The organism is Streptomyces sp. NBC_01166 (assembly GCF_045039765.1).
Lineage (GTDB): Bacteria > Actinomycetota > Actinomycetes > Streptomycetales > Streptomycetaceae > Streptomyces.
Genome location: NZ_CP108613.1, coordinates 8,479,193 through 8,501,485, shown reverse-complemented (window position 1 = coordinate 8,501,485; position 22,293 = coordinate 8,479,193). Strand labels below are relative to the sequence as shown.

Genomic DNA, 22,293 nt, shown 5'->3' with positions numbered 1-22,293 from the left:
GCAGAGTCTGTCACCCCGGGCAGGGTTCATTCGGCTCAGCTGACGGTGACGAGGCGCTGTACAGACAGGCTGCGTGAGGACCGGCCGGCGTGGATGGTGTAGGAGCCGGGGGTGAGTTTCCAGGCGCCGGCAGCCCACACCGACAGGTCGCGGGCAGAAACGCTGAAGGTGATCCGGGTGCTTGCGCCGGAGGCGAGCGTGACCTTGCGGAATCCGATCAGTCGCCGTGGCTCGGCTTGGGCGCCGGCAGGCAGCCCCGCGTAGAGCTGCACGACTTCGGTACCTTCGCGGGATCCGGAGTTGGTGAGGGTGACGGCGGCAGTCAGCGTCTTGGTCGCTGCGTTGTAGGACGTTTCCAAGGAGCCGAGGTTGAAGGTGGTGTAGGACAAGCCGTGCCCGAAGGGGAACAGCGGGCTCTGGTTCTTCGCGTCGTAGTAGCGGTAGCCGACCAGGTGACCCTCACTGTGGGAGACCGTGGGGCCGTTGCCCGGGTAGGTGGCCTGTGTGGCCCCGGGTCCCTGGGACACCGCGACGGGAAAGGTGACCGGAAGGCGGCCTGAAGGGTCTGCGTCACCGAAGAGGACGGCTGCCAATGCGGTGCCCGTGGCGCGTCCGGCGTACCAGAGCTGGACGACCGCTTCGACATCGTTGATCCACGGCATGGCGACGGGGCCGTCGGTGTTCAGGACGACGATGGTGCGGGAGTTGGCTGCTGCGACGTCGGCAATGAGTTTGTCCTGGTCGCCCGGCAGGTCGAGGGAGCCGTGGTCCATGTCCTCGCCCGCGACCCGGTTGACGATGACGACGGCGGCGTCGCTGGTCCGGGCTGCGGCGACCGCCTCGGGTATGAGGGACTTGGGCTGCCAGCCGAGGGTGAGGCCGCAGGTACCGGTGTCGGCGGTGCTGTTGCTGTATTCGACGCTGATGCTCACCGCCTTCCCGGCTGTGAGGTCGATGGCGCCCTGGAGCGGATAGTCGTACGGCCCGAGGAAGAACCGGCGGCTGTGGCGGGTGCCGGAGATGACCGTCTTGCCGTTGATGACGAGCTTGGTGGTGCCTGAGGGCAGCAGCGAGAAACGGTGCAGGCCGGTGGCGGTCGGCGTGAGGGTGCCGCTCCAGCGGGCCGACCATACGGCGGGCAGACCGTCCACGGGCGCACTGGTGAAGTCGATACCGGCACTGACCCGTGTGGCGACGGGAGTACCGGACGGCTGGGCCGCGGCGTAGAAGCTGCCGGTCAGCCCCGCCGCACCGGAGGCTGTACGCAGCACCGTCGCCGGAACGGCGGTGAGGGGGATGTCTCCGACGGTTCCCTGGCGGTAGGTGACGGTGATTCCGGTGCCGGCCCGGTCCTTGATGGCCGCCAGCGGGGTGGTCCAGGTTCCGGGGTTTACGTAGGTGGAGCCGGAGACGCCTGTCAGGGCGGTGTTCTCGGCCGGGCCGATCACCGCCAGCGACTTGACGGTGGAGGTCAGCGGGAGGGCCTGGCTGCGGTTGGTGAGCAGGACCGTGGAGTTGACGGCGAGGTCGTGGGCGAGGTCCTTGTGTGCCTGGGTGCTGACGTCGGCGGCGGGCGCCGGTACGGGGTGGTCGAACAGGCCGTTGACATACATGGTGTTGAGGATGCGCAGGGCGGCGTCGTCCAGGCGGGCGGTGGGGACGCTGCCGTCGGTGAGGCCGCCGACAGGTATCTTCACGCCACCGGGGCCAAGTCCGCCCAGGTCCAAGCCTGCCTTGACGGCTCCCACGGGGTCGTCGCCGGCCCAGAAGTCGGGGACGGTGTAGCCCTCGAGGCCGATGGTCTTCTTGAGGTCGTTGAACAGCGCGGGGCTCTGGGTGGCGAACGTCCCGTTGATCTTGGGGTAGGCCATCATCACCGAGGTGACGGGTACGGCGTCGATGATGCGCTCGAAGGCGGCGTGGTAGATCTCGTGCAGTGCCCGGTCAGAGATCTGCGCGTCGACGAAGAAGCGGTTGACTTCCTGGGTGTACGCGCTGAAGTGCTTGAGGGTGGCGACGACGTGCTGTTCCTGGATATGCCGGGTCAGCGCCGCGCCGAGGGTGCCGGAGAGGAGCGGGTCCTCCCCCATGCTCTCGGCCTGTCGGCCGAAGTGCCAGGTGCGGGCGGTGTCGACGGTGGGGCCCAGAAGGTTGTTGTAACCCTTGGCGCGTCCTTCGGCGCCCAGCGCCCGGCCAAGTCGGCCGGCGAGGCCGGCATCGAATGTCGCGGCCTGTGCGAGGGGGACGGGGAAGGCGGTGACGCCGGTTTCCCCGCGCAGGCCGGCTGAGGCGTCCACCATGGTCAGGGCGGGTATGCCGAGGGAGCTCAGGGCTGCGAAGTCGCAGCGGACGAGTGCCTCTTTCTGCGCGGCGGTCATCCTGGCCAGGAGGGCGACGGCCCTGCTGTCGGGGGCGGCACCCGCGGTACGGCGGGGCGCTGCGGCGGCCGGTGCGATGCCGCAGGTCAGGGCGGTGAGGACAGCGGCTGAGAGAAACGTACGACGATTCATGGCGGCTCTTCCGTGAGGAATCGGGACAGGACTGAACAGCACCTTGGTCGGCGCGAGCAGCGGGACGCCGCACCTTGCAGAAATGAAGGGTTGCTCACTGGCGCGCGCCACTTGGGCACGGCACCGGCGGCCTATCCCTCCTGGTAGACCTCATCGAGGGCGGCAAGGACGCCATCGATATCGGTGCGCCCGGAAAACAGCTTCTGGATCTGGGTGAAGTGCTCCTGCTGGACCTGAGGGTTGGGCCACAGCTGATCCATGAAGGGCACGGTGGTGCCGGCCTTCTGGTGTGCGACCAGTTCCTTGAGAACGGGGTCGGCCGTGAAGCGGTCGTTGGGGATGGCAGGCAGGGTGCCACTGTCCTGGTTGTAGAGGTTCTGGCCTGTGTCGGACCCGAGGAACTCGGCGAACTTCATGGACAGCTCCTTGTTGTCACTGTCGAAGTTGACTCCATAAGCGGCTGAGACGGCGCCGGGCATGTGGGTCTGTGCCGCGTTGTTGCTTGCGGGCAGGGCGAACATGGCCAGTTGCAGTTCCGGAGCTGTCGCGGTGATGGCCGAGGTGCTGCTGGCGACTTGTATGACGCTCACCGCCCTGCCCTCGGCAACGTCCTGGATGGACGTCTCGTAGCTCGTCCGCAAGGGATCGCTGCTGAAGCAGTCCCGCTTATCGAGCTCGACGTACTTCTCCAACGCTTTTCTCCAGCCTGAGTCGGCGAAGGTGGCCCGGCCTTTGCCCATCTCCGTCGCGAACTCGGGATGGTCGGCGTAGACAGTTGTGGCGGCCAGCGCGTAATCGGCGAGCTGGGTCACCCACGGTGTCTGGATACCGAGTGCAAACAGCACCTTGCCGCCGGCCTTGGCCTTGTCGCACAGCTGCAGCAACTCGTCCCACGTCTCCGGGGCGGTGCCGCCGATGTCACGCATGGCCTTCTTGCTGTAGATCGCACCGATACCGCTGTAGTTGGTCGGCACGGCATAGGTGGCGTCGCCGACTCGGGTCACCCACTTGGTGTCCTCCGGGACTCTGCGCGCGAATTCCAGACCGGACAGATCGGCAAGTCGACCTGCGGACTCCAGCGTCCGCAAAGCGGCAGGATTGCCGTAGCCGGGCCAGACAGTGAAGACGTCAGGCACCGCGCCCGAGGACAGTTGGGCGGGGAGGGTGCTCTGGAGCTGGTCGGTGTCGGCGTAGGTCACCGCGACCTTCACCTGCGGATTCTCCCGCTCGAAGGCCGCCACGACGGTCTTCATGGCTGAGCGGTCGGTGATATTGGCGGTGATCTTCAGAGTGCCGTCGTCGGTGGCTGCCGAGCCGGACCCACCGCAAGCGCTCAGGCTCAGGGCGAGGCTCGTGATCACGACGGTGACACGGACGCGGCGGGAAATTCTCATGACAGGCTCCGTGCAGGAGAAGGGGAGAAGGTGATGTGCGGTGCCGAAGTGCGGCTGAGGCTCAGGGTGCTCCGGATGAAGCCACCTGCGGAGGGATGACGACGTCCCGGCAGAGCTGCTCAAACAGTGCGCAGAGGAGGCGGACCGGATTCCGGTGACGGTGCCGGCGTCGCTCGGGGTGAAGGACCGGCTCCCGATCAGTGGGGCGCGTGACGTCTCCTGGACCGCTCCGCCGGCGGCAGCAGACGATCACGACATCGCCAACCTGCCGATACGGGTCGAGGGTCAGCCCTGGAGGCTGACCGAGCAGGACGGACCCTGAGCCACGCACGTCAGGTGGAGAAGGGAGCAATCAGGCAGTCGAACTCCGTGTTCGCGCGTTCCCCGACCGCCGTAACGTCGACCGCGGCCGGAGCTGCAAGGTCCAGATTCGCGGGGCCAAGCCGCAACACAGGAGGCCCCGTTCTCAAAACTCTTCTGTTCACAGCGGCTCTCCCGGACGAATCGGCAGCCGCTCGACGCGCCGCCGTGGGGGCGGGGCCGACCGAGCAGTCAGGTACACGGCCGGCCCCAGCTTGAGGGGGATCTCGTACGAATATCTCTTGCAGGCAAAACGCATTTCTCAGCTCTTTCGAGACAACCGCCACCGCGTCCCACGGCAAGCAATTTCGGTGTCCAGCGACAACCGCTCGCGAAGAGTTTTAGCCAACAAGGGGGAAACTATGGCCTCTCACGGCTCCAGGTCAACCCTCGGGGAGCACTCGCCTCAAGGGAATCTCACCACCATCAAGACAATCTCTTTCGTCCATAAAATCGATCTGAAATTTCAATTGAAAAGCTTTAGGAGACCGCCCCTTTATCAGCGCAATGGATGGAGACCATCCACAAGACGAATACCGGAGATTTCAACGAAGCTCGAATAGCAAAGCCCGGCGCATGCGGGCATGCGCCGGGCTTTGCTATAGATGATGTGTGAGGGGTTGTTCAAGCAGCCTTTATGGCGAGCTTCGCCGTGTCGAGGACATGTTCGCCCGGCCCCAGGGCGACCGGCGTGCAGCCGGGCAGTTCTGCGGTTGCTTCACAGCCCTCCGGTACGACGATGTCGGCCGTCAGCCCCGTGGCGGTCTGCTCCCACGAGATGGACACCGTTCCGTAGGGGGTCTCGTGCCGGGTGCGGGACGATGTGATGCCGCCGCCGGGGCGCGGGCGGAAGGTGATCTTTCGGTATCCGGGGGCCGTGGCGGTGATGCCGCCGACCACACGGTGGAGCCAGTCGGCGACGGCTCCGAGGGCGTAGTGGTTGAACGACGTCATGCCCCCGGGGTTGAGGGAGCCGTCCGGCCGAAGGCTGTCCCATCGTTCCCAGATCGTTGTGGCGCCCATGGTCACGGTGTACAGCCAGGAGGGGCATTCGGTCTGCAGGAGCAGGCGGTAGGCGATGTCGAGGTGCCCGGTGTCGGTGAGGGCGTCACAGATCAGCGGGGTGCCGACGAAGCCGGTGGCAATGCGGGCGTCGTCCTCGACGACCAGCTCTGCCAAGCGGTCTCCGGCCTGCTGCCGCTGCGACGGGGTCAGCAGGCCGAAGGCGAGTGCGACGGCGTAGGCGGTGGGGCTGTCGCTCGTCATGCGGCCCGAGGGAAGGACGTACCGGTGGCGGAAGGCGTCAGCCACTTCGTCAGCGAGTGCGCTGTATCGCTCGGCATCCGCGCCGTTCCCCAACTCGACTGCCGCCAGGGCGAGGTGCCGGGCGGAGTGGGTGAAGTACGCGGTGGCGACGAGGTAGCGGTCGGTGCGGCCCGCGGCGGGGTCGTCGGGCGGGGCGGCCGGGTCGAGCCAGTCCCCCAGCTGGAAGCCCGTGTCCCACAGTCGGGTCGCCCCGGCGAGGTCCTCGACGAGGTCGACCCACTTCTTCGCCATGGGGTAGTGCCGGCGGAGGAGGTCGAGGTCCTCGAAGCGCTGGTAGAGGGTCCAGGGGGTGAGCGTGGCGACGTCCCCCCAGGCGGCCCCCGGGTGGATGGGCGTCCACATGGGTTCGCCCGGGATGACGGGTACGTACCAGGGGATCGTGCCGTCGGGCAGTTGTTCGAGGCCGACGTCGGTGAGCCAGGAGTCGAGCATGCCCGCGCAGTCGTAGAGGAAGCTGGCCGTGGGGGCGAAGACCTGGATGTCGCCGGTCCAGCCGAGGCGTTCGTCGCGCTGGGGGCAGTCGGTGGGGATGTCGACGAAGTTGCCGCGCATGCTCCACACGACGTTCTCGTGCAGGCGGTTGACCAGCGGGTCGCTGCACTCGAACCAGCCGGTTCGCCGCATGTCGGTGTGGTACACCCGGGCGGTCACCATGTCGGCCGTCAAGTCGGCCGTCCAGCCGCTGACTTCGGCGTAGCGAAAGCCGTGGAGGGTGAAGCGTGGTTCCCAGGTGAGCGGGCCCTGGCCGGAGAGGATCAGAGTGTCGGTGGCGTACGCCTCGCGCAGCGGCCGGGTGGCCAGTTCGCCCTCCTCCAGGACCTCGGCGTGCCGGAGGGTGACGGTGGTGCCGGCCGGGCCGTCGAGGGCGATGCGGAGGCGGCCGACGAGGTTCTGGCCGAAGTCGAGCAGGTGGCGGTCGTCGCCGGCGCGGGTCACCGCGACCGGTGCGATCTCCTCGGTGCAGCGCACCGGTGGGCCCGTCGGGGCGACGAGGGTGCCGAGGTCACGGCTGTTGGTGCGCACGGGCGTCCATTCCCCCGCACCCGGGCCGGCGGGGGTGGCCCAGCCGAGGTCGTGCAGCCGGGCGTCGAACGTCTCGCCCTCGTACAGGCCGCTGGTCAGGATCGGCCCGGGGGCGGCGCTCCAGGTGCCGTCCGTGGCGACCGTGGCCGTGGTGCCGTCCTCGTACGTCACCTCGAGCTGGGCGATGAGGGACTGGTCGGTGCCGTAGATGTTGCGGGTGCCGCCGTCGAAGCCGTACTTGCCGCGGTACCAGCCGTCGCCGAGCCATGCGCCGATGGTGTTGGCGCCTTGGGTGAGGTGGCCGGTGACGTCGTGGGTGCGGTAGCGCAGCCGGTGGGGGTAGACCGTCCAGCCGGGGGCGAGGGTCTCCTCGCCGACCCGGCGTCCGTTGATCTCCGCCTCGTACAGGCCGTGCGCCGTGATGTAGAGGCGGGCGCGCGTGACGGGCCCGTCGAGAGAGAAGTCCTTGCGGACACGCGCCGGCCGGCGGTCGGCCGTCGGATCCTCGTCCCAGGCCGCACCGACCGGGACCGCTTGCCAGTCGGCCGCGTCGAGCAGGCCCGCCTCGGCCACACTCGGCCCGCTCCAGTCCGAGGGGGCGTCGCCGTCCGTCGTCCAGATGCGGACACGGACGGTTACGCGTTCGCGGGAGGTCAGCGGTGCGCCGGGCCAGGCAACGAGCACCTGGTCCCGGCCGGCGACGCGGCCGGTGCGGTCGGCCCGTCCGGCGCGCGTGAGTTCGAGCTCGTACGCCTCCTGGGAACCGCCGCCTTTCGGCAGCATCCACGTCAGTCGGGGGGAGGGAACGCCGATGCCGAGACCGTCCGGGAGATGCTCGAAGGACACCGGTGAGGGCTGAGGGGGAAGCAAGGAAAGCCTTTCGTCACGTGCACGGGAGCAGGGCGAGCGGGGTCTCGGGCGTGGCTCAGCCCTTGACGGCTCCCGAGGTGAGGCCCTTCATGACCTTCTGGTTGAGGAAGAGATAGATCAGGAGGGTGCCGAATACGTTGATGCAGATGGCGGCGAACAGGGGCCCGTACTGGGTGGCGCCGAAGTCACCGGTGAAGTTGAGGAGGCCGACCTGGATGGTGCGCAGGTCCTGGTTGTTGGTGAAGGTCAGCGCGATGAGCAGGTCGTTCCAGATGAAGAAGAACTGCACCAGGCCGACCGTGAGCAGGGCGTTGCGGACCAGGGGCACGCTGATGGTCCAGAAGGCGCGCAGGATCCCGGCGCCGTCGATGGTGGCGGCTTCGAAGAGTTCGCGGGGGACGGTGCGGTAGTACGTGGCCATCATGAAGACGGTGAGCGGTAGGCCGGTGCCGGTGTAGGTGAGGATCAGCGGCCACAGGGTGCCGGACAGGCCGGCCTGGAAGTACACGGTGAACAACGGCAGGAGGATCATCTGCGGGGGCACCATCATGCCTGCCAGGAAGACGAGGAGGGTGAGGCTGCGGCCCTTCCAGACCATGATCTGCAGGGCGAATCCCGCGGCCGTGCCCAGGAGCAGCATGAGAGCCAGGGCGGGCAGGACGGCGAGCAGGCTGTTCTGGACGTACAGTCCCAGGTGGCCGGTGGTCCAGGCCTCGGAGTAGTTGCCCCACTCCCAGGTCGTGGGCAGGCTCCAGGTTGAGTTGTTGAGGTAGTCGTCGTTGGACTTCAGGGAAGTCAGGAACATCCAGATCAGCGGGTAGATCTCGACGACCAGCAGCAGGGTGACGACGAACTTCACCCACAGGCGGCGAGGTGCCCTGGGCCTGCGGCTGGGTCCGGTGTTTGCGGACGGGCCTCGGCTCCAGCGGCCTGCGGAGGTCTTCACAGGTGTGTCGATGGCCATGTGTTCAGCCCTCCGTGAGGTCGCGCTGCGAGACGCGGTAGACGACCAGGCTCACCAGCAGGCAGACCACGGTCAGCAGCAGGGCGATGGTGCTGCCGTAGCCGTAGTCGCTGTAGGTGAACGATGTCTGGAACATGTACAGGGTCAGGGGCGTGGTGCCGTTGCCGGGGCCGCCGTTGGTGAGGGCGACGACGGAGTCGAAGACCTTCAGGGTGCCGTTGATGCTGAAGATGAGTGATGACATCAGCACCGGCAGGGACAGTGGCAGCACGATGTGGCGGATCAGCCGCAGTCCCGAGGCGCCGTCCAGGCGGGCCGATTCGAGGACCTCGTCGGGGATGTCCACCAGTCCGGCGAAGAGCAGGACGGCGTAGAAGCCCATGGAGCGCCAGATGTCCATGACGATGAGGACCCAGAAGGCGCTTCCCGCGCTGCCGAAGAAATCGATGGATTCGATTCCGACCGCGTTGAGCAGCGAATTGACCGGTCCTGTCTGCGGGGCGACCTGGAAGAATTTCTGGAAGAGCAGGCCCACCGCGACCGTGGGCAGCACCACGGGAAAGAAGGCCAGGGTGCGGATCAGTGCGGAGGACTTCTTGAGGAAGAATACGTACAGCAGGGCCAGCAGATAGCCGGCGATGACCTGTCCTACCGTGACGATGGCGGCGTATTTGAGAGTGAACCAGAGGGCTTCATGGACGGCCGGGTCATCGAGCAGGCGGGAAAAGTTGGCGACCCCGTTTCCGGTGAAGCCGTCAATGGTGTTGCCCTTGGTGAAGGAATACCCGAGCGACCACACGATCGGGACCAGCATGATCAATGAATAGACCAGAAGGGCGGGACCGAGGAGGATTGCGATGGCCCTGCGGTCACCGAGTACGCGGTGCATGGATGGTGTCCACTTCGTTTCCGTTGAAGAAACCTGTCGGAACGGAACCGGGGGCGGCCCACGCGTATGGCGCGAGGAGGCCGATGGGCCGCCCCCGGTTGATCACTGGGCGGCCAGCGCGTCCTCGACGGTCTGCATGAACTGCTCGGGCTTCATGCTCCCGGCCACCAGGCCGGCGGCGTTGGTCTGGCTCACGGTGGTGGCCTTGGTGCTGAACAGGGCCTCGAACCACAGGACGTTCTGCTTGGACGTGCTGATGGTGTCGCGGACCTGAGTGGTGACCTCGTTGGCGTCCTTCACCTCGGCGTTCACCTTGAAGCCGGAGATGGAACCGTGGTCCTTGAGCGCGGTGCTGCCGTAGTTCTTGGCGATGCAGGACGCCCAGGCGCCGGTCTTCTTGTCGAAGGACTTCGCGCCGAGGGTGATGCCGAGGCCGACGTTGGAGGGGTACTGGTCGATGGAGCCCTTGCCACCGGCGACAGCGGGGAAGGGCATGAAGCCGACGTTCTCCGCGCCGACCTTGTTCTGCTTCGCGTCGGAGACGTTGGCCAGCGCCCAACTGCCCATGTAGAACATGGCTGCCTTGCCGTTGAGGAACTGGTTCATCGCGGTGTCGTAGTCGATCGAGCCGATGCCCTTGCCGAAGTACCCCTTCTTGCCCAGGGCTGCGACTTCTTCCGCTGCCTTCACATACTCCGGGTCGGTGAGCTTCGCCTTGCCGTCGGCCACCTTCTGGAGAGCATCGGGGCCCAGGCTGCGGTAGAGGTAGGTGCTTACCAGGCGGGTGATCGGCCACCCTTGCTGACCGGAGGCGGAGAAGGGCTGAATGCCCTTGGCCTCCAGCTTCGCTGCGGCAGCCACCAGCTCGTCCCAGGTGCCCGGCACGGCTATGCCGTTCTCCTGGAAGAGCTTCTTGTTGTAGAAGATGCCCTCGATGTTGTACTCGTACGGCAGCACCTCGACCTTGCCGCCGTACAACGCCTTGATCGTGGAGACGGCGGCAGGCTCCAACTGGTCGAGGACGCCGAGAGACTTGAGCTCCTTCTCCAGGTCGGCAACCTTGCCCGACTTCGCCAACTGCTGCGTCAACGCCGGAGCGTTGCCCGCAGCGAACTGCACCGGCAGGGCGTCCTGGCCGGCCAGCAGCTGCAGCTTCTGGTCCAGGCTCGCCTGCGGGACGGTCTCCACCTTCAGCGGCAGCGCGTCGTTCGCCGACTTGCACGCACCTTTGGACATGGTGGTCAGGGCGGTCTTGACGGTGGTGTTCTCGGTGACGCTCAGGTAGCTGAACTCCTTGGGCGCGGCAGAGGATCCGGCGCCGCCACCGCCGCAGGCGGTGGTGAGCAGTGCCAGTGAGGCGGTGCCGGCCGTGAACAGGCTCAGACGCGCACGACGAACGCGGGGCATGCGAAGGGACACGGAAGACTCCCGGAGGTCTTTGAGAGAGGGGCGAGGAACGGCGAGCGGCGCTGAGGAAGGCAGACGGATCCGACCGCACAGAAGGTTGCGTGTAACGTTCTCCACCACGAAGTGAGCAACACCCTGCACCGCACCGGTGGATCCGTCAAGACACGGAGCTGTAACACCGAGGCGCGGAACAGTAGCCTTGTGGTCATCCAGGCGCCATTATGTAGACCGTTACACCGATGTCTATGAGATCCGGAGTGCTGACGATGGGCGGGTCCGCCGCACCGAAGCAGAACAAGCGTGTGACCATCACCGATGTCGCGCGGCACGCGGGCGTGTCCGTCGCCGCGGTGTCCAAGGTGTTGCGCAACGCCTACGGCGTGAGCCCGGGCATGCAGCAGAGGGTGCGGGCTGCCATCGCCGAGCTGGACTACCGCCCGCAGGCGGCTGCCCGCGGGATGCGGGGGCGGACGTACACGATCGGCGTGCTGCTGGACAACGTCCGCAACGCCTTCTTCGCGGACATCCTCGACGGCATCCAGGAGGAGCTCCGCACCAGCGAGTACACGGTGCTGATCGGCGCGGCCGGCTTCGACCCGGACGAGCAGGCGAAGACGATCCGTTCGATGGTCGACCGCCAGATGGACGGCTTGATCCTCATCGCGCCGGGGACCTCGCGCGCCGAAGTGCTGGCCACGGCGGCGGCCACCCCGACCGTCGTTATCGGCCACCACGACGGCACCGACGCCCACGACTCGGTGGTCGACGCCGACGACACCGGCGCCGAGCTGGTGGTGGACCATCTCGTGGCGCTCGGCCACCAGGACATCGCCCTGGTCTCCGCCCCCGGCACCAAGGCCAACCAGTGGAAACGCACACCGGAGGTCGTCCTCGCCGACGGCTACCGCGCGGCCATGGAGCGGCACGGCCTGGCCGAGCACGTACGCGTCCACCACGCCGCGTACTCCGACGAAGGAGGCTTCAAGGCCGGTATGACCCTGCTGACCGCCGAGCGCCGGCCGACCGCCGTCATGACCGGCGCCGATGTCGCGGCTCTGGGCATCTACCGGGCGGCCCACGAACTCGGGCTGCGCATCCCGGACGACCTTTCGCTCGCCGGTTACAACAACACGGCCCTGGCCGCCCTGGCCCCCGTCCAGCTGACCAGCGTCGACCAGGCCGGGCGCACCATGGGATCCTCCGCCGCCCGCATGCTCATCGAGCGTGTGGAGGGCCGACGCGACAGGGCCATGCAGACCTCCATGACACCGCGACTGGTGGTACGCGGCAGCACCGCCGCCCTGAGTGGCAGTTAGCCCGTGGATGGAAGCGTGCTTGCCGTGCACTCTCCGACGTGTCTTGAACCAAGGCTCATACAGAGGATTCTGATGGACCATGAGAATGCCGCACGCCGCAGAGTGGGCATAAAGGATGTCGCGCGGGAGGCCGACGTTTCTCTCGGCACCGTTTCCAACGTGCTCAACCGCCCGGAACTCGTGGCTGCGCCCACACGAGCCCGCGTGCTGGCAGTGATCGACTCGCTGGGCTACGTAAGGACAGAAGGAGCCCGGCAACTGCATGGGTGGGCGGCCCGTGTCCTCGCAGTTCTCGTGCCAGATCTGGCTCACCCGTTCTTCACCGCCCTGGCCATAGGCGTGGAACAGGCCGCCCGCGAGGCTGACCTCGGTGTGATGGTCTGCACCGGCACCCGCGACCTCGAAGAACAGGCGCGCCATCTCTCGCTGATCACCTCGCACCGGATCCGAGGTGCCGTGCTGACCTCCGGAGAGGCCGTCGGGCGCACAGTGGCTGCCTTCCAGCGGAATGCCGTTCCATTCGTCGTCGCCGACCAGTACGGCCCCCAGCCCGGCGCCTGCTCCGTCGGGATCGACGATGTGGCGGGTGGTCACGCCGCGGTACGTCACTTGATCGACCAGGGACACCGCTCCATCGTCTACGTCAGTGGTCCGGACCTCCAGCAGGCGCGGAACCGCCGCAAGGGAGCCGTCACCGCCGTCACCCAGGCCGGGCTCCAGCTCACAGCCCTTAGGGAGCTCGCCTGTGCGGACCTCACCGTGGGCGCGGGTAAGGACGCCGGGCACCGCATCCTCGGGCTCCCCCACCGCCCCTCCGCCGTCTTCTGCGCCAACGACCTGCTTGCCCTGGGCGTACTCCAGGCGCTGTACGAAGCCGGGCTGAAGGTGCCGGAGGACCTTGCGGTGGTCGGCTACGACGACATCGAATTCGCCGCGTCTGCCGTCGTCCCGCTCACCTCGGTGCGACGGCCTGCCGTGGCGATGGGCCGGCAGGCAGGCCGTCTGCTCGTCGAGGAGACGACCCGCGGCGCCGACCACGAACACGCCCACGTCGTACTGCAGCCGGAACTGGTCGTGCGCCGGTCGACCCTGGCCGTGCCGGCGCGGTGACCCGGATCGGTCAGGGCTGTTCAGGAGCATGGTGATGCGGCTCCCGTTGCGGCGTACGGCGGGTGGAGGGCACCAGGGCGGCCGAGAGCAGCAGGGTGACCAGTCCGAGTAGCCCGACAGCCGATGCCAGGTCGCCAAGCACCCCCTTGCCGCCCAGGAGGACCAGTGGGCAGAGGAACTCACCGAGAAAGAACGCCGCCGTCCACAGGCCGGTACCGCGCCCTCGGTCGGCGAAGTCGAGCCGGGACATCGCCAGTGTCAGCAGCGAAGGCAGAAGCAGCCCCGTCCCGACGCAGTTCAACACGGCGCCCACAATCAACAAGGGGAGGCTGTCGGCGGTCCCCATGACAAGGAAGCCGGCGGCACACAACAAGAAGAGTGCCGGCAGTCGGCGTCGCGGCCGGTCAGTGAGCCGGGTGAAGACAATCGAGCCGACAACGGTGGCGGCGCTGGCGATCGCCGTGACTGCTCCGATGACGCCGGTGGAATCCACACCCAAGTCGTCGAGGAGGTAGGACATTTCCACAGGGACGGCGTAGAAGACGACCGCACCGAACACGGTCAGCAGGCACAGGCCGGCCATTCGGCGCACGGGAAAGGGCCGAGGCTCGGCCTCGACGCGCTCCTCCCCCGCCACGCGCTCGGCGCCGGGCGTCGGGGCCGGCAGCACCCGGGCCATGACGGGGGCAAGCAGCAGACCCACCGCGTACAGCCAGAAGGGTGCACGCCAGCTGACCGCCCCGAGAACACCTCCGAACACGAAGAAGACGGTGGCGGATGCCGACGCGCACATCGTCTGCAGGGCGAGATAGCGGTCACGCAGCTTGCCGGTGTAGTAGTCGCCGATCAGGGTGGTGCAACAGGTCATGACGGCGGCCTCCGCAACCCCCAGCAGCACGCGGCTGACCACGATGCCGAGCAGGGAGTCCAGCCACAGCGGCACCGTGCCGAACAAGGTGTACAAGATCGTCGCCACGACCAACAAGCGTTTACGGCCGAGCCGATCGACGATGGCACCCGCGAACGGGGCGAGGAGAGCCAGTGACAGCGCCGGGACCGTCAGCACCAGGGGGACCAAGGCCGCGTTACCCGGTACACCCTCGAAGTGGTCCTGCATACGAGGCAGAACCGGAGCAAGCAGCACTGCGCCGAGGATCGGCAGACAACTGCCGGCCATCAGCAGAGCAGCTGGCAGCCTGCCCGCCACAGCCGCGTGGTCATCACGCTCACTGGCAGGCGGGTCAGCAGAAACCGGCATGGCGGCACTCCAGGATGCGAGGCGGGAAGGTCGCGCCATGAAGCGGGCGATTCCGGCTGTCGGAGATCGCTGCGCATGGGCGCGCGATGTGCCATGACTATGCGGTCCGGGCGCTGCACTGCCCACCCCCAACGCGATCCAAGTTTCGGATGACGTCGATCCAAGCCGTGGATGGCGCGATGCTTCCCCGGCCAGGTTTCACCGGTGGCCGCAGGGACGCACACTCATCAGTCCGCGGTCGGCGCCTCGGGCACGTCAGCCATGCCCCTGCCTACGCGGGCAGTCGTTTCACGCAGCCAGATGTGGGCCGCGTCGTGCGTGTGCACCGGATGCCACCACATCGCCTCCCGCAGTGGGACCGCTTCGTAGGGTGGTTCCACCACGTGCACGGCCGCGAGCGGTGCAAGGAGCCGGGCGAGTCGGGCCTGGATCAGGGCGATACGCCGAGTGCCCGCCACCAGCAGCGGCAGCAGTTGGAAGCTGTCGACGGAGACTTCCACGCGCGGCTCGATGCCGAGCATGCCGAGCTGGCGCACGGCGGGGGCGTCGTAGGTCCGCTGGTAGGTGACCCACGGCAGTCGTCCCAGATCGTGGAGGGTGAGCCGGTCTTCGACGCTCGGGTGGTCGTCCGCGACGAGGAAGACCCAACTGTCCTCGTAGAGGTCGGTGGCGGGGAAGTCACTGATGACGCCGTGCGGCATGAGCAAACCGTCGGTGGTGCTCAGCAGCGTGGCCGTGTCGTCGACCACGGTGGGCGGGGTCTGGACGAAGCGCAGCCGGATGCCGGGGGCCTCCTCGTGGACGACCCGGGCGAGCTCGGCGCCGAACACGGCGACCGCGTAGTCGGACGCCACGAGTTTGAACTCGCGCTTCTCGCTGCCCGGGTCGAAGTCGGCCTGACTGGCGAAGAGGCGTTCAACCACTTCGTAGGCGGTGGATGTGCGCTGCAGGAGGACTTGGCCGAGGGCGGTGAGTTCGTAGTGGCCGCCGACGCGGGCGAGCAGATCGTCGCCGAAGTGGCGGCGCAACCGGGCCAGGGAAGCGCTCATCGCGGGCTGACTGAGCCCGACGCGCTCCCCGGCGCGGGTGACGTTGCGTTCCTCCAGCAGGGCACGCAGAGCGACGACGAGGTTGAGGTCGAGGCGGGCCAGATTCACGAGATTTCCCCTTGCGGTAAGGCGCTGACCAGGAAGGAATAAACACGATGGATGAGGGCCATCCACAGAATTGATTTCCGTGATCCCGGGTGCTGGGTCCAGATTAGTCACACCGCAATCAGGAGGACATGTTCGTGAAATCTGCATCCGCGTCGGCGCTGTTCACCGGGCCGTTCGCTCTGGCCACGCTCTCGCCCCCGGACGGACCGGCCTTCCCCGCGCTGGTCACGGCGGACGCCCAGGTGGTCGACCTGCGCGCTGCACTCGGTGACGAGTCCCTGTCCATCCGTAGTCTCCTGGAGACCTGGGACACTGCTGAGGAGCGGCTTACGACGCTGGCCGGTGACAGCGCTGTGGAGCGAAGGCCGCTGGCGGACTTCCGGGTGCACGCACCGGTCGAGCCCCGTCAGGTGTTTCAGTCGGGCGCGAATTACCGGCAGCACGTGATCGATCTGCATGTCGCGCACCGGGCGCCGGACGACGACCGTTCCGAGGAGGAGCGGCGGGCGGAGGCGGCGGAGATCATGGACCGCCGGGCAACCGAGGACCTGCCGTACGTCTTCATCGGCCTGCCGAGCGCGATCACCGGACCGTACGACGACGTCGTACTCCCCGCATGGGCCGAAAAGCCCGACTGGGAGTTGGAGTTGGCGGCGGTCATCGGCCGTCCGGCCCACCAGGTGTCCGCGGAGGAGGCTCTCAGCTACGTCGCCGGTTACACGATCGCCAACGACCTGACCGACCGGGCGACCGTGTTCCGCCGGGACATGCCGCAGATCGGCACCGACTGGCTCCGTAGCAAGAACGCCCCGGGGTTCACCCCGCTCGGCCCGTGGATCGTGCCGGCCGCGACGGTCGGGGACACCGACGACCTGCGCCTCGTGCTGAAGCTGAACGGCGAGACCATGCAGGACGAGTCCACCAAGGACATGATCTTCAATGTCGCACGCATGGTGTCCTACGCCTCGCAGACGGCCCAGCTTCTGCCCGGCGACCTGGTACTGACCGGCTCCCCGGCCGGCAACGGCATGCACTGGGGGCGGCTGCTGCGCGACGGCGATGTCATGGACGGCTCCATCACCGGACTCGGTGCGCAGCGCACCCGCTGTGTCGCGGAGACGTCATGAGCCTCGACCGCACCGATCCCGAGGGCTCGATCGCCGAGGCCGTAAAGGCGTACTCCAACTGGGGACGTTGGGGCGAGGACGACGTGCTCGGCACCCTCAACTTCCTGGACGAGGCGAAGCGGCGGGAGGCCGCCGCACTCATCCGCCGGGGTGCCAGTTTCTCGCTCGCCCAGAGCTTCGACATGAACGGCCCCCAGAAGGGCTGGCGCCGCCGCACCAATCCGGTGCACACCATGCTCGACACCGGCACCGACGCGGCACTCGGCCTGCAGGGCTTCCCGCACGGCCTCGGCGGTGCCGACGACGTCATCGCGATGCCGTTGCAGTGCTCGACCCAATGGGACGGGCTCGGCCACATCTTCGACCACGGCAAGACGTGGAACGGCCGGGACGCGGCGAAGACCGTCACCTCCGAAGGTGACCTGGTCACCGGCATCGAGCACATGGCCCCGCACGTCGCCGGACGCGGTGTGCTCCTGGACGTCGGCCGCAGGATCGGCGAAGGCGGCGAGCTGCCCGACGGCTTCGCGATCACCGAGGAACACCTGACAGCGACCGCTGAGGCCCAGGGCGTGAGCGTCGGCCGCGGCGACATCGTCCTGGTGCGTACCGGCCAGTTGGCCCGCGCCCGCCGCGACGGATGGGGCGACTACGCGGGCGGCCCGGCCCCTGGCCTCTCCTTCACCACCGCCGGCTGGCTGCACGGCAGTGAGATCGCCGCTATCGCGACCGATACCTGGGGCTTCGAGGTGCGGCCCAACGAGTTCGACGTCGCCTTCCAGCCGCTGCACCAGGTCGCCATCCCCAACATCGGCCTGCTCATCGGGGAGATGTGGGACCTGGACACCCTCGCCGAGGACTGCGCGGCCGACGGCGCGTACGAGTTCTGGCTCACTGCCGCGCCCCTTCCCATCACCGGCGCAGTCGGCTCCCCCATTAATCCGATCGCCGTCAAGTAGTACCAGGAACAAGGGAGTTCCCCATGAATGAAGCTCGTACGGTCCTGGTGATCGGCGGCGGCGCGGCCGGGAACGCCGTGACCCTCCTGCTGCGTCGCGCCGGTATCGACGTGAACCTCATCGAGGCCAAGGACGACTGGAACGCCACCGCCGGCTCCGGCATCACCCTCCAGGGCAACGCCCTGCGCGTGCTGCGCGAGCTGGGCGTGTGGGAGCAGGTCGAGGCTTCCGGCTTCGGCTTCGGGTCGGTCGGCATCACCGCCCCTGACGGGACCGTCCTGCACGCGCAGGACGACATCCGCAGCGGTGGCGACGATCTCCCCGCCACCGTCGGAATGCAGCGCCCACAGCTCCAGCGCATCCTGATCGAGGCAGTACGCGCCAGCGGCGCCTCCGTCCGCCTGGGGGTCACCGCGGAGATCGTGGACCCGGACGCCGACGGCGCCTCAGTCCGCTTCAGCGACGGCACAGAAGGCCGCTACGACCTGGTGATCGCCGCGGACGGCCTCGGCTCCACCACCCGGGCGGCGATCGGCATCACGGCGAAGCCCGAGCCGACCGGCATGGCCATCTGGCGCGTCGCCGCTCCCCGCCCGACAGGTGTGGAGCGCACCGACCTCGCCTACGGGGGCCCGGCCTTCATCGCCGGCTACTGCCCCACCAGCGACACCACTCTCTACGCGTACGTCGTCGAGGCCAACCGCGACCGTGCCTCGATCCCCCCGGAGTCGTACGCCGACGAGATGCGACGCCTGGCCTCCGCCTACGGCGGCAACTGGCCGGAGATCACCGAGCACATCACCGACCCGGCGCAGGTCAACTACACGTGGTTCGACCGCATGCTGGTCGAGGGATCATGGCACCGGGGCCGCGTGGTCCTGGTGGGCGACGCCGCCCACTGCTGTCCGCCCACCCTCGCTCAGGGCGCAGCCCTGTCCCTGGAGGACGCCTGGGTGCTGACGCAGATGCTGACCGGCTCCGACACCTGGGACGACGCCTTGTTCCAGGCGTACTACGAGCGGCGGATCGCGAGGGTCCGGCCGGTGGTGGAAGCGTCTGTACAGATCGGGCAGTGGCAGCTCGACGGCGTACGTGACGCCGATGTTCCCGGCCTGATGGGCCGCACCATGACGATGCTCCGGGAGCTGCCGTGACCTCCCCCACCGTGGACGTGCACGCCCACATCCTGATCCCTGAGATCGAGGCGCTCGTGGCGGGCCTGCCCGGCCTGGCCGAGGCCAAGGAGCTCGACGCCCGGCGGAACGGCCCCGGGGCTCTCGCCGTCAGCGGCCCGATGGTGGGTCAGCGGATCCCTCGGCTGACCGACACCGCCGTACGGCTGACCGCGATGGACGCACAGGGCGTTGACGTCCAGCTGGTCAGCCCCTCCCCCTCGCACTACCACTACTGGGCCGACGAGGAGACGGCCGAAAAGGTGTACCGCGCCGCCAACGAGGGGACGGCCGGGCACTGTTCGGCCGCCTCCGACCGGCTGCTCGGACTCGGACTCGTACCTCTCCAGCATCCGGGCCAGGCGGTACGCGCCCTCGACCACGCCCTGGAACAAGGGCTGATCGGGGTGGAGATCTCCAGCCACGCCCCGGGGCGGGAACTGTCCGACCCGGCCTACGAACCGTTCTGGTCCCGGGCCGGTGAGACAGGCGCGATCGTCTTCCTGCACCCCTTCGGTTGCACGCTCGACGAGCGTCTGGACCGGTGGTACCTGTCCAACACGGTCGGGCAGCCCACCGAGAACGCCGTCGCGCTCTCCCACCTCATCTTCTCGGGGGTGCTCGACCGCCACCCGGGTCTGAAGCTGATCGCCGCACACGGCGGCGGCTACCTGCCCACCCACATCGGCCGCTCCGACCATGCCTGGACGGCACGCTCCGACGCCGGTGCCGGCTGCGCCCACCTGCCGAGCAGCTACCTCAGGCGGCTGTACTTCGACTCGCTCGTCCACGACCCGCACGTCCTGCGGGAGCTGATCAGGGTGGCCGGGGCCGACCGCGTACTCCTCGGCTCCGACTTCCCCTTCGACATGGGCACCGAGGACCCGGTGGGCGCCCTGCGCGCCGCGGGGCTGCCCCGGGCCGACTTCGACGCCGTACGCGGTGACAACGCCGCCGCCCTGCTCGGCCCCACTCTCATCTGAGGAGGAACCCACCATGAGCGCACGTCTGCTCACCCACCTGCGTCACGTCGACCTGGCGGTGCCCGACTACGACAAGCAGCTCGACTTCTACGCCGGCGTCTGGGGGCTCACCAAGGTCACCGAGGACTCCGGGATCTCCTTCCTGGCCGCCGAAGGCTCCCCGGAGCAGTACGTCGTACGGCTGCGCAAGGCCGAGGAGAAGCGGCTCGACCTCGTCTCCTACGGCGCCGCGACCCCCGCCGACGTGGACACCCTCGCCGAGCGGCTCCTGGCCGGCGGCGTGCAGCTGATCTCGCGGCCCGGCACGGTGGACACCCCGGGCGGCGGGTACGGCTTCCGCTTCTTCGACGTCGACGGCCGCACCATCGAGGTCTCGGCCGACGTCGAGGTCCGCCGGCACCGGAAGATCGAGGAGAAGGAGGCCATCCCGGTCAAGCTCTCCCACGTCGTCCTCAACTCCCCCGACCTGAACCGCACCCGGGAGTGGTACGAGCGGCATCTCGGCTTCGCCCTCTCCGACACGCTCTCCTCGCCGCACATGGGCGAGGTCATGCACTTCATGCGGATCAGCAACCAGCACCACTCCATGGCCATCGCCCAGGGCCCGCACACCGCCCTGCACCACGTCTCGTTCGAGATGCGCGGCATCGACGAGTACATGCGCGGCTCCGGCCGGGTCATGCGGGCCGGCTTCCGCAAGATCTGGGGGCCCGGACGGCACATGGCGGGCGACAACACCTTCACCTACTTCCTCGACCCGCACGGCAACACCGTCGAGTACACGACCGAGCTGGAGAACCTCGACGAGGACACCTGGCACCCCCACGTCTACGACTTCTCCAAGCCCGAAGTCACCGACCAGTGGGGCACGGCCAACGCGATGAACGAACTCGTCGCCAAGGAGTCCTTCAACGACCCCGACCGTGGCGTATTCGTCGCCCCGCCCGTCTGATTCGCTCGCATCCCGCCGGTGGTACGGCAGCGTGCGGACCCTTGCGGCCCACGCTGCCGCCCCGGTCCAGGGCGCGCACTCTCGCTGCTCCACCTCCCCCACGGCGACCCGAGTCCCGCACGGCAACATGTCACCCGCCTACGCCTAACGGTTCGATCCGCGTACGGCTCCATCGTCTTTTCGGGCGACACGAGCCGCAGCGATGACCTCATCTCCCTGGCCCGGGAGTGCGACCTCCTCATCCACGAGACCGTCAACACCGCGTTGTTCGAGCAAGAGGGCCTGCCCGCCCCTGTGGTCCAGCACATGCGTGAGGTGCACACGGATATCGGCGAGATCGGCGGGACAGCCGCCGCCGCACGGGCACGGCGGGTAGTTCTCAGCCATCTGGCGCCGGCCGACCCCGCGCAGCTCCCGGACCGCGAGTGGGCAGCGGCTGCGCGTGCCTCCGCTCGGGCAGCGGGCTACCGCGGCCGCATCACCGTGGCCACGACCTCATGCGCATTCCTCTCGACTGACCTCTCCCCACCAGGAGCCGTACCATGCGTTTCGCCGCTTACGAGCATCAGCACCGCCCCCGCACAGCCGTCGTGGAGGAGGACGGCACGCTTTTTCCTCTGCCAGGAGTCTCCTCGCTCACCGCGCTCCTGACGGAGACGGACGGTCTGCCGGGGCTCCTCGCCGCGGGAGCCGCGGCACTCGATGTGCCACCTGGGCCCCATGTCTCCCAAGTACGCCTGCTTCCCCCTCTTCAGCCCTCCTCCATACGCGACTTCGTCACGTTCGAGGAACACGTCGAAGGCGTGCGCCGATCCGTCGACGGAGTCGCGGGGGTGCCCGAGCAGTGGTACGCGGCGCCGACCTTCTACTTCACCAACCCGCACGCGGTCTACGGCCCTGACCAGGGCGTGCCTGTACCGCCCGGCTCGAGCGTCCTGGATTTCGAACTCGAGGTGGGAGCTGTCATCGGCCGCGAGGGCCGTGACCTCACCCCGGAACGGGCCCGTGACCACATCGTCGGCTACACCGTCTTCAACGACTGGTCCGCCCGCGACCTCCAGTCGGCGGAGATGAAGGTCGGTCTCGGCCCCTGCAAGGGCAAGGACACCGCAACCACCCTTGGCCCTTACCTGGTCACTGCGGACGAGTTGGAGCCCTACCGCGACTCCGAAGGTTTCCTGCGGCTGGCCCTCAACGCCACGATCAACGGGGAGACCGTCGGCGAGGACCTGCTGTCCAACATGAGCTGGACCTTCGAGGAGATGACGGCCTACGCGTCCCGTGGCACCCGGGTCGTCGCGGGTGACGTGCTCGGCTCCGGCACCTGCGGCAACGGCGGCTGCCTCGCCGAGCTCTGGGGCCGGCGCGGTGAGCAGACCCCGCCGCCCTTGCAGCCGGGTGACACCGTCAGCCTGACCGTCGAGGGGGTCGGCACGCTCACCAACACCGTGGTGCCCGGTGCTGAGCCCCTTCCCCTGCCGATCGGGCGGCGCCGCAACCGGGAGCGGCCGTGAAC

General features: G+C 68.1%; 17 protein-coding genes. 9 read left to right on the top strand and 8 right to left on the bottom strand.

Annotated features, from left to right (window positions below; genetic code table 11):
* Positions 1 to 35 precede the first annotated feature (35 nt).
* Together OG379_RS38500 and OG379_RS38495 are read right to left on the bottom strand one after the other, a co-directional pair.
* A complete protein-coding gene (locus tag OG379_RS38500) occupies positions 36 to 2,510 on the bottom strand; it encodes a glycoside hydrolase family 3 C-terminal domain-containing protein (protein WP_405668064.1) in 2,475 nt (824 codons plus the stop codon).
* Between the two features lie 131 nt (positions 2,511 to 2,641).
* Positions 2,642 to 3,904 (bottom strand): ABC transporter substrate-binding protein, encoded by a 1,263-nt coding sequence (locus tag OG379_RS38495; RefSeq protein ID WP_405668062.1) that lies wholly within the window; start codon positions 3,902 to 3,904, stop codon positions 2,642 to 2,644.
* Between the two features lie 154 nt (positions 3,905 to 4,058).
* Between OG379_RS38495 and OG379_RS38490 the strand changes: the two genes are divergently transcribed.
* Positions 4,059 to 4,226, top strand: coding sequence for a hypothetical protein (locus OG379_RS38490; RefSeq protein ID WP_405668060.1), 168 nt, complete (start codon positions 4,059 to 4,061; stop codon positions 4,224 to 4,226).
* Between the two features lie 662 nt (positions 4,227 to 4,888).
* Here the strand turns inward: OG379_RS38490 and OG379_RS38485 are convergent.
* From OG379_RS38485 to OG379_RS38470, 4 genes are all read right to left on the bottom strand, one after another.
* The gene (locus tag OG379_RS38485; RefSeq protein WP_405668058.1) at positions 4,889 to 7,459 is read right to left on the bottom strand and encodes a family 78 glycoside hydrolase catalytic domain; all 2,571 of its coding nucleotides are present in this window, start codon (positions 7,457 to 7,459) and stop codon (positions 4,889 to 4,891) included.
* Positions 7,460 to 7,538: 79 nt separating this feature from the next.
* A complete protein-coding gene (locus OG379_RS38480; protein WP_405668057.1) occupies positions 7,539 to 8,447 on the bottom strand; it encodes a carbohydrate ABC transporter permease in 909 nt (302 codons plus the stop codon).
* Positions 8,448 to 8,451: 4 nt separating this feature from the next.
* On the bottom strand, positions 8,452 to 9,336 hold the full coding sequence (locus OG379_RS38475; RefSeq protein WP_405668055.1) for a carbohydrate ABC transporter permease: 885 nt from the start codon (positions 9,334 to 9,336) through the stop codon (positions 8,452 to 8,454).
* Positions 9,337 to 9,438: 102 nt separating this feature from the next.
* Entirely contained in the window at positions 9,439 to 10,755 is a 1,317-nt protein-coding gene (locus OG379_RS38470; RefSeq protein ID WP_405668053.1) for an ABC transporter substrate-binding protein, read from the bottom strand.
* Positions 10,756 to 10,982: 227 nt separating this feature from the next.
* On the opposite strand from OG379_RS38470, the gene OG379_RS38465 reads away from it, so the two are divergent.
* Positions 10,983 to 12,059, top strand: a complete 1,077-nt coding sequence (locus tag OG379_RS38465; protein WP_405668051.1) for a LacI family DNA-binding transcriptional regulator — start codon at positions 10,983 to 10,985, stop codon at positions 12,057 to 12,059.
* 72 nt (positions 12,060 to 12,131) lie between these two features.
* Positions 12,132 to 13,169, top strand: coding sequence for a LacI family DNA-binding transcriptional regulator (locus OG379_RS38460; RefSeq protein ID WP_405668049.1), 1,038 nt, complete (start codon positions 12,132 to 12,134; stop codon positions 13,167 to 13,169).
* 10 nt (positions 13,170 to 13,179) lie between these two features.
* Here OG379_RS38460 and OG379_RS38455 read toward each other — a convergent pair whose 3' ends face one another.
* On the bottom strand, positions 13,180 to 14,427 hold the full coding sequence (locus OG379_RS38455; protein ID WP_405668047.1) for an MFS transporter: 1,248 nt from the start codon (positions 14,425 to 14,427) through the stop codon (positions 13,180 to 13,182).
* Positions 14,428 to 14,654: 227 nt separating this feature from the next.
* Positions 14,655 to 15,584 carry a LysR family transcriptional regulator gene (locus tag OG379_RS38450; protein ID WP_405668045.1) on the bottom strand — a complete coding sequence of 310 codons (930 nt, stop codon included), beginning with the start codon at positions 15,582 to 15,584 and terminating at the stop codon, positions 14,655 to 14,657.
* 128 nt (positions 15,585 to 15,712) lie between these two features.
* Here OG379_RS38450 and OG379_RS38445 point away from each other — a divergent pair, with 128 nt between their 5' ends.
* The 6 genes from OG379_RS38445 (at position 15,713) to OG379_RS38420 (ending at position 22,291) form a co-directional block, all read left to right on the top strand.
* Positions 15,713 to 16,711: a fumarylacetoacetate hydrolase family protein gene (locus OG379_RS38445; protein WP_405668043.1), complete on the top strand. Its 999-nt coding sequence runs from the start codon at positions 15,713 to 15,715 to the stop codon at positions 16,709 to 16,711.
* The gene (locus tag OG379_RS38440) at positions 16,708 to 17,670 is read left to right on the top strand and encodes a cyclase family protein (RefSeq protein ID WP_405668041.1); all 963 of its coding nucleotides are present in this window, start codon (positions 16,708 to 16,710) and stop codon (positions 17,668 to 17,670) included. The genes OG379_RS38445 and OG379_RS38440 overlap by 4 nt, the downstream gene beginning before the upstream one ends.
* 23 nt (positions 17,671 to 17,693) lie before the next feature.
* Positions 17,694 to 18,824 carry an FAD-dependent oxidoreductase gene (locus OG379_RS38435; RefSeq protein WP_405668039.1) on the top strand — a complete coding sequence of 377 codons (1,131 nt, stop codon included), beginning with the start codon at positions 17,694 to 17,696 and terminating at the stop codon, positions 18,822 to 18,824.
* On the top strand, positions 18,821 to 19,825 hold the full coding sequence (locus OG379_RS38430) for an amidohydrolase family protein (RefSeq protein WP_405668037.1): 1,005 nt from the start codon (positions 18,821 to 18,823) through the stop codon (positions 19,823 to 19,825). Before OG379_RS38435 ends, OG379_RS38430 begins: the two co-directional genes overlap by 4 nt.
* Positions 19,826 to 19,838: 13 nt before the next feature.
* On the top strand, positions 19,839 to 20,777 hold the full coding sequence (locus OG379_RS38425) for a VOC family protein (protein ID WP_405668035.1): 939 nt from the start codon (positions 19,839 to 19,841) through the stop codon (positions 20,775 to 20,777).
* A 542-nt stretch (positions 20,778 to 21,319) separates the two neighbouring features.
* Positions 21,320 to 22,291, top strand: a complete 972-nt coding sequence (locus tag OG379_RS38420) for a fumarylacetoacetate hydrolase family protein (protein ID WP_405668033.1) — start codon at positions 21,320 to 21,322, stop codon at positions 22,289 to 22,291.
* Positions 22,292 to 22,293: the final 2 nt, after the last annotated feature.